Source organism: Kitasatospora sp. NPDC059973 (genome assembly GCF_042737525.1).
GTDB lineage: Bacteria > Actinomycetota > Actinomycetes > Streptomycetales > Streptomycetaceae > Kitasatospora.
Map to the genome: position 1 here is coordinate 1 of NZ_JBHWUI010000276.1, position 6,315 is coordinate 6,315.

Below are 6,315 nucleotides of genomic sequence, written 5' to 3' on the forward strand. Positions count from 1 at the left end.
GCCCTCCGGGCGCTTCGTTCTTTCGTGTTTCCAGCTTACCAGATGTTTTCCGCTCCGTTTCCGGCGCTTCGTTCATCCAACTCGCTGGTGTCTTCTCGGGCTTGACGCCCTGTCCGACGTTTCAAACTCTAGCCGATCCCCGCCCCGAAAGGCGAATCCGGCCGCAATCCATATAAACAGGCATGACGAATAAGGCATGAGCGACACCGTCAATATGACAGCGCACAGCCCAGACCGAGCCGAAATGGTGTTTCCAGGGATTGGCCGCCTCGGGACCGTCCGCGTTGATACGTGTCCGGTGCTCCCAGCCAGGCAGCTCGAAGAACACTAGACCTGTCAGGGGGTCGAGTCAAGCGCCGCTCCCAGCTCCGGGAGGGCGGGCAGGGTCTCCTCGGCCGGCAGCTGGAAGGCCAGGATGGCGACGTCGTCGTCGTGGTCCGAACTGACGCCCATGGCCCGGAGCAGCCGGGCGCAGATCACCTCGGGAGCGCCGGCGGCCCCGGCGAGCGTCCGGGCGAGCAGGTCGAGGCCCTGGTCGATGTCCTCGTCCCGGCGCTCCACCAGACCGTCCGTATAGAGGACGCCAGTGGTGCCGGGGAGCAGCCGCAGGGTGTGGGAGAGGTGGACGCCGCCGCCGGTGCCCAGGGGCGGGCCGTTCTGCTCCTCGCTGCGCAGGATAGTGCCGTCGGGGCAGCGGAGCAGCATCGGCAGGTGTCCCGCGGAGGCGTAGGTGAGGGCGTGGCGCTCTGGGTCCCAGACCGCGTAGGTGCAGGTGGCGATCTGGTTGGCGTCGATCTCCATCGCGAGGCCGTCGAGCAGGCGCATCACCTCGTGCGGCGGCAGGTCGAGCCGGGCGTAGGCGCGGACGGCGGTGCGGAGCTGGCCCATCACGGCGGCGGCTCGCAGGCCGCGCCCCATCACGTCGCCGATGACCAGCGCGGTGCGGCCGCCGTCGATGGCGATGACGTCGTACCAGTCACCGCCGACCGCGGCCTCGGCGCCACCGGGCTGGTAGGTGGCGGCGACCCGGAGGTCGGCGGGCTGGTCGAGCTTCTGGGGGAGCAGGCTCCGCTGGAGGGTGACGGCGGCCTCGCGCTGGCGGCGTTCGGCCTCGCGCAGCCGGGTGGCGGCGAGCACCTGGTCGGTGACCTCGGCGGCGAAGATGAGGACGCCGGCGGGCAGTGCGTCCCTCGGCTCCTCGCCCTCCGCCACCTCGGTCCGGCCCTCGGCCCTGTTCTCGCGCCGGCCGTCCACCCTGCTCTCGGTCCGGCTCTCGTGCCGGCTGAGCGGGACGCAGGAGACGTTGTAGTAGCGGTTGCCGGTGAGCCCGAGGATGCAGCGGGCCTTGACGCTGCGCGGGCTGCCGCCGCGGATGACCTGGTCCATCAGCGGCAGGACGCCCATGGTGCCGAGCTCGGGCAGTGCCTCGCAGGCGGGCAGGCCGGTGGGCCGGTCGCCGAAGAGTTCGCGGTAGGCGCGGTTGGCGTAGCCGAGCTGGTGCAGCGGGCCGTAGGTGACGGCGACCGGGGCGGGGATGCGGTTCAGCACCTCGCGCAGGTCCTGGGGCCGCTGCGGGTCGAGCACCTCGGTGGGGCTGACGAGGCTGGTGGGGTCGCGGGGGCTGGGGACGACCACGCCGTCGCCGGACGGCGTGCCCTGGTCGGTGCCGCGCCCGGCGGGCGGGGCGGTCCGCCACGGGGCTCCGGTGAGCCGGGCGCTCCAGCGCATGAGGTTCAAACGACGGCCGCTTCCTCGTTTACCAGGCATATCATCACTTTTTGTGTGCGGACTGCCACACCGGGTAATGACTCGGTCGGGCCGATCCTGTCAGGCGGAGGCCCGATTCCGGAAGTCGCGCGCGCTGGGCGCGGCCGTCTTGTCGGTCACAGCCGGCCGCCGGCGCCGCCCTCAGGTCGGCCGGTCGTCGGCGCCGCCCTTGCCGAAGCCGGCCTCGAACTCCGAACGCGGGTGCTCCACCGTCCCGAGCGAGACCACCTCCCGGGAGAACAGCCCGCCGAGCACCCAGTCCATCAGCACCCGCACCCGCCGGTCCGCGCTCGGCAGCCGGCGCAGGTGCCGGGCCCGGTGCAGCCACCAGGCGCGACGGCCGGTGAGCCGGCCGCCCCGGCCGGTGTGGGCGACCGCGCGGCCCAGGCCCAGCGAGGTCGAGCAGGCCGCGCGGTCCGGCCGGTACTCGACGATGCCCTCGGCGCGCGGGCCGCCCTCCAGGGCGACGAGCACGTTGGCGGCGAGCAGCTCGGCCTGGGCGAAGGCGTGCTGGGCGTTGGGCGCGCAGGGCGCCCCGTCGGCGTGCGGGTCGGGAACGGCGGCGCAGTCCCCGGCGGCCCAGACACCGGGCAGCGCCCGCCCGTCCGGGCCGACCGCCTGGAGGGTGGCCAGACAGCGGATCCGGCCGGCGGTGTCCAGCGGCAGGTCGGTGTCGCGCAGCAGCGGGGACGGGCGCACCCCGGCCGTCCAGACCAGGGTCCGGGCGGCGAACCGGCTGCCGTCGGAGAGCGCCATCACCCGGTCGGCGGCCGACTCCAGCCTGGTGCCCAGGCGGACGTCGACGCTGCGCTCGCGCAGTTCGGCCAGGGTGTGCGCGGCCAGCTCGGGCGACTCCTCGGCGAGGATCCGGTCGGTGGCCTCGACCAGGACCCAGCGCAGGTCCCCGGGGCTGATGTTGTGGTAGCCGCGGACGGCGGTGCGCGCCATGTCCTCCAGTTCGGCGAGCGCGCCGACGCCGGCGTAGCCCGCGCCGACGAAGACGAAGGTGAGCGCGGCCTGGCGCAGGGCCGGGTCACGGGTCGCGGAGGCCAGGTCGAGCTGTTCCAGGACGTGGTTGCGCAGGCTCACCGCCTCGCCGACGGTGGAGAACCCCAGCCCGTGCTCGGCCAGCCCGGGCACCGGCGCCGTCCGGGAGACCGAGCCGGGGGCCACCACCAGGACGTCGTAGTCGAGCTCGACCGGGGCCGGCGGTTCCCCGCGGGCGGCGGCGTCGGCCCAGGCGCGGCGGGTGCCGTGCGCGATCCGGGTGATCCGGGCGGTGAGCACCCGGCAGTCCGGCAGGGCCCGCCGCAGCGGGACGACCACGTGGCGGGGGTCGATCGAGCCGGCCGCGACCTCGGCGAGCAAGGGGTGGTACGTCAAGTAGGACTGCGGTTCGACCACGGTGATCTCCGCCTCGCCCCGGCGCAGCCGTTCGCGCAGGCCGCGCTGGAGGTGCAGCGCGGTGGACATCCCGGCGCAGCCGCCGCCGACGATCAGAATTCTGATGGCGAACCTCCTGCCGATGCGACCTGTCCCCGGCCCTCGGCCGGGGGTGCCCCCCACCACGCCCTCAATGAAGGACCGTCGGAGGGCCTCTTGTCCACAGTCCGTGCCGGGTCGGTTGGGGCGGGAGTTGCCCCGTGGTGCCAGATGTGCTGCCTGGGTGAGTTTCTGACGCACTTTCGGCTTCGAACGGCCGTGAACTATGGTCGGATTGTGCATCGGGGCGGCCATCGCCATGACAACTGGCGGCGACGCACCGTGGAGCGGCCATTACGGCCAGTTCCAGTGTTGGCGCGTAAACCCGACTGCGGGACGGTGTTCCGGGGAAGGGTAGTTCCCGGACGAGGCCCCGTGGGGTGCCGACGCGCCGGGCCGGATGTGCGGTCCCGGCCCGGTGGCACCGGTCGGAGCGGAGTCCGCATGGCCTTGCGTGCGCGGTCGCCGTGCGCGTGCGGTCTGGCGTCACCCGGACGCGGCTTGCGTCACAACCGACTACGAGCGATGGGTCATCGGGTCATTTCTGACAGGCGGAGCTGCACCGGGGGGTGCAGGGGCGGGCGACGGCAGGGTCCGGGATCGGGCACCTGCGGGGGAGAGTTGGGATGATGGAGCAGGAGCGACTGTTGGGCCGGGCGGCGGTACCGCGCGTCGGCCAGGGCGTGGTGCCGGAGCAACGCAGCCCCGCGGACCTGCCACCGCAGGCCGCGGTGGCGTACGCGGCGGTCCACTACCCGGCCGAACCGCCGCAGGGCGGTGGCGGACCGGTGTCCGGTGCCCGGCTGCGGGTGGACGCCCGGCGGAACCTGGAGAGCGTGCTGCGTGCGGCCCGCGAGGTGTTCGGCGAGTTCGGCTACGGCGCGCCGATGGAGGAGGTCGCGCGCCGGGCCGGGGTCGGGGTGGGCACGGTGTACCGGCGCTTCCCGAGCAAGGAGGTGCTGGTCCAGCGGATCGCCGCCGAGGAGGTGGCGTGGCTGACCGCGCAGGCGCGGGAGTCGCTGTACGGCGGCGGCGGTGCCTGGGAGTCGCTGGCCGGCTACCTGGCGCGGGCGGTGGGTACGGGGGCCGGGCGGCTGCTGCCGCCGGAGGCCTTCCGGTACGCGGAGGAGCTGGGCAGGGTGCCCGAGCAGCGCTCGGGGGACCCGGCCGGCGCGGGCGCCCTGCTCGGCAACCGGTTCGAGCCGCGGCACGGCGGGCTGCCGGAGGGCGGCGGAGAACCCGCGGCCGACGCGGACCCGCGGCAGTTGCTGCAACTGCTCGCCGCCCTGGTGGCGCGCGCGGGCGCCGCCGGGGAGCTGCGGCCGGGGGTGACGGTCGCGGACGTGGTGCTGGTGCTGACCGCCTCGGTTCCGGTGCACGCCTCGCGCGGCGTACCGGGGGCGGACCCGTACACGGCGCCCGTGTCGGCCGCGTTCGGCGGCGCGTTCCCGGCGGCGGGCGGTCAGCAGACGGACGGTCAACCCGTCGAAGGACCGGCCGACCGGCTGCTGCGGATCCTGCTGGACGGGCTCCGGGCGCGCTGATCCCACCGCTCTGGTGGCCGCGGGCCCCGGAGGGCAAGGGAGTTGAGGATCAACCCGGCGTGAGCCGCTCGGGCGCGCGCCGGGGGCGGCCGCCGCCGCGCCGGTGCACCGGACGGGGCGAACACATCCTCGACGGCCCCTCGGAAGAGTGGGTCGCGGCGGTCCGGCTACCGCCCAACTCTGCGCTATGCCATCCTTTGCCCGTGGTTGGAGCCAATGTCCCGATGCGCGCCGTTCGCGCGCCCTCGGCGCCGTACAGCGGGGAACCGTGCGCTCACGCACTCCCGTGCGCTCTGCCGCACTACGGGGGCTGTCGTGGAATCTGGGGTCCGTTGTGAGCGCCGAGGAACAGAACGACTACGGCTACGGCCTCGACTTCGGCCGCTCCGGCCCGGGCGGACCGAACGGCGGGACGGGTGGCGCGGACGGGGGCCCCGGCAGGGCCGGGCACGGGCCGGGGCAGCCGCCCGGCGCGGTGCCGAGCGCGTCGGGGCAGGTGCCTGACCAGGCCGGGATGCCCAGCCGCGAGACCCTCTCCGCCTCCGACGCGTACCCGCAGACCCGCGTCCCCGGCCAGGCACCGGCCGGCCGCGGCGGCGTGGCCCCGGAGGCCTTCGTCGACGACGGCTCCCGCGCCCGGCCGACCGTACCGGCCCCCGCCGACCCGGTCGACGGCGAGCGCCCGGCCTCCGACGCCGAGTTGACCGCCCGGGTGCGGGCCGGCGACGACGCCGCGTACGAGGAGATCTACCGCCGGCACGCCGACTCGGTGCGCCGCTACGCGCGGACCTGCTGCCGGGACAGCTTCACCGCCGAGGACCTGGCCGGCGAGGTGTTCGCCCGCACGCTGCAGGCGCTGCGGGCGGGCAAGGGCCCGGAGTTCGCCGTCCGCGCCTATCTGCTGACCGCCGTCCGCAACGTCGCCGCGGCCTGGACCCGCAGTGAGCGGCGCGAGCAACTCGTCGACGACTTCAGCACGTTCGCGCAGACGTCGGCCGCCACCGTCGACCTGGACCTGGCCGACCCGGGGGCCGACGCCTGGGCGATGGCGCTGGCCGACCAGCGCATGGTGATGCAGGCCTACGCCGAACTGCCCGAGGACGACCGGATGGTGCTCTGGCACACCGAGGTCGAACGGGAGTCCCCCAAGACCGTCGCGGTGATGCTCGGCAAGACCGCCAACGCCACCGCCGTCCAGGCGCACCGGGCCCGCGACCGGCTGGCCGCGGCCTTCCTCCAGGCCCATGTCTCGGGCAGCCAGGCCCGGGCCTGCGAGGCGTACGCCAACCGGCTCGGCGCCTACGCGCGCGGCTCGCTGCGCAAGCGGGCGTCCGCGGAGGTCGGCCGGCACCTGCGGGAGTGCGACCGGTGCACGGCCGCCTGCCTGGAGCTGTCCGAGATCAACCACAGCCTGCGGGCGCTGCTGCCCGGCGGCGTCCTGGTCTGGGTGGGGGTGGGCGGCTTCAGCGCCGCCGCTGCCGCCGTGGGCGGTGCGGCGGCGGTCGGCGGCGCGGCCGCGGGA

At 74.8% G+C, this 6,315-nt stretch carries 3 protein-coding genes and 1 pseudogene; 2 read left to right on the forward strand and 2 right to left on the reverse strand.

Going from position 1 to position 6,315, the window contains the following annotated elements:
• Positions 1–348: 348 nt before the first annotated feature.
• Positions 349–1,767: pseudogene (locus ACFWA9_RS37475) on the reverse strand (PP2C family protein-serine/threonine phosphatase); the annotation flags it as partial.
• 141 nt (positions 1,768–1,908) lie between these two features.
• On the reverse strand, positions 1,909–3,240 hold the full coding sequence (locus tag ACFWA9_RS37480; RefSeq protein ID WP_380393733.1) for an NAD(P)/FAD-dependent oxidoreductase: 1,332 nt from the start codon (positions 3,238–3,240) through the stop codon (positions 1,909–1,911).
• A 635-nt stretch (positions 3,241–3,875) separates the two neighbouring features.
• Here ACFWA9_RS37480 and ACFWA9_RS37485 point away from each other — a divergent pair.
• Together ACFWA9_RS37485 and ACFWA9_RS37490 are read left to right on the forward strand one after the other, a co-directional pair.
• Complete coding sequence (locus tag ACFWA9_RS37485) at positions 3,876–4,793, forward strand: TetR/AcrR family transcriptional regulator (RefSeq protein ID WP_380393736.1); 918 nt, start codon at positions 3,876–3,878, stop codon at positions 4,791–4,793.
• Positions 4,794–5,127: 334 nt separating this feature from the next.
• On the forward strand, positions 5,128–6,315 hold a 1,188-nt coding region (locus ACFWA9_RS37490; protein WP_380393739.1), incomplete at its 3' end, for a sigma-70 family RNA polymerase sigma factor.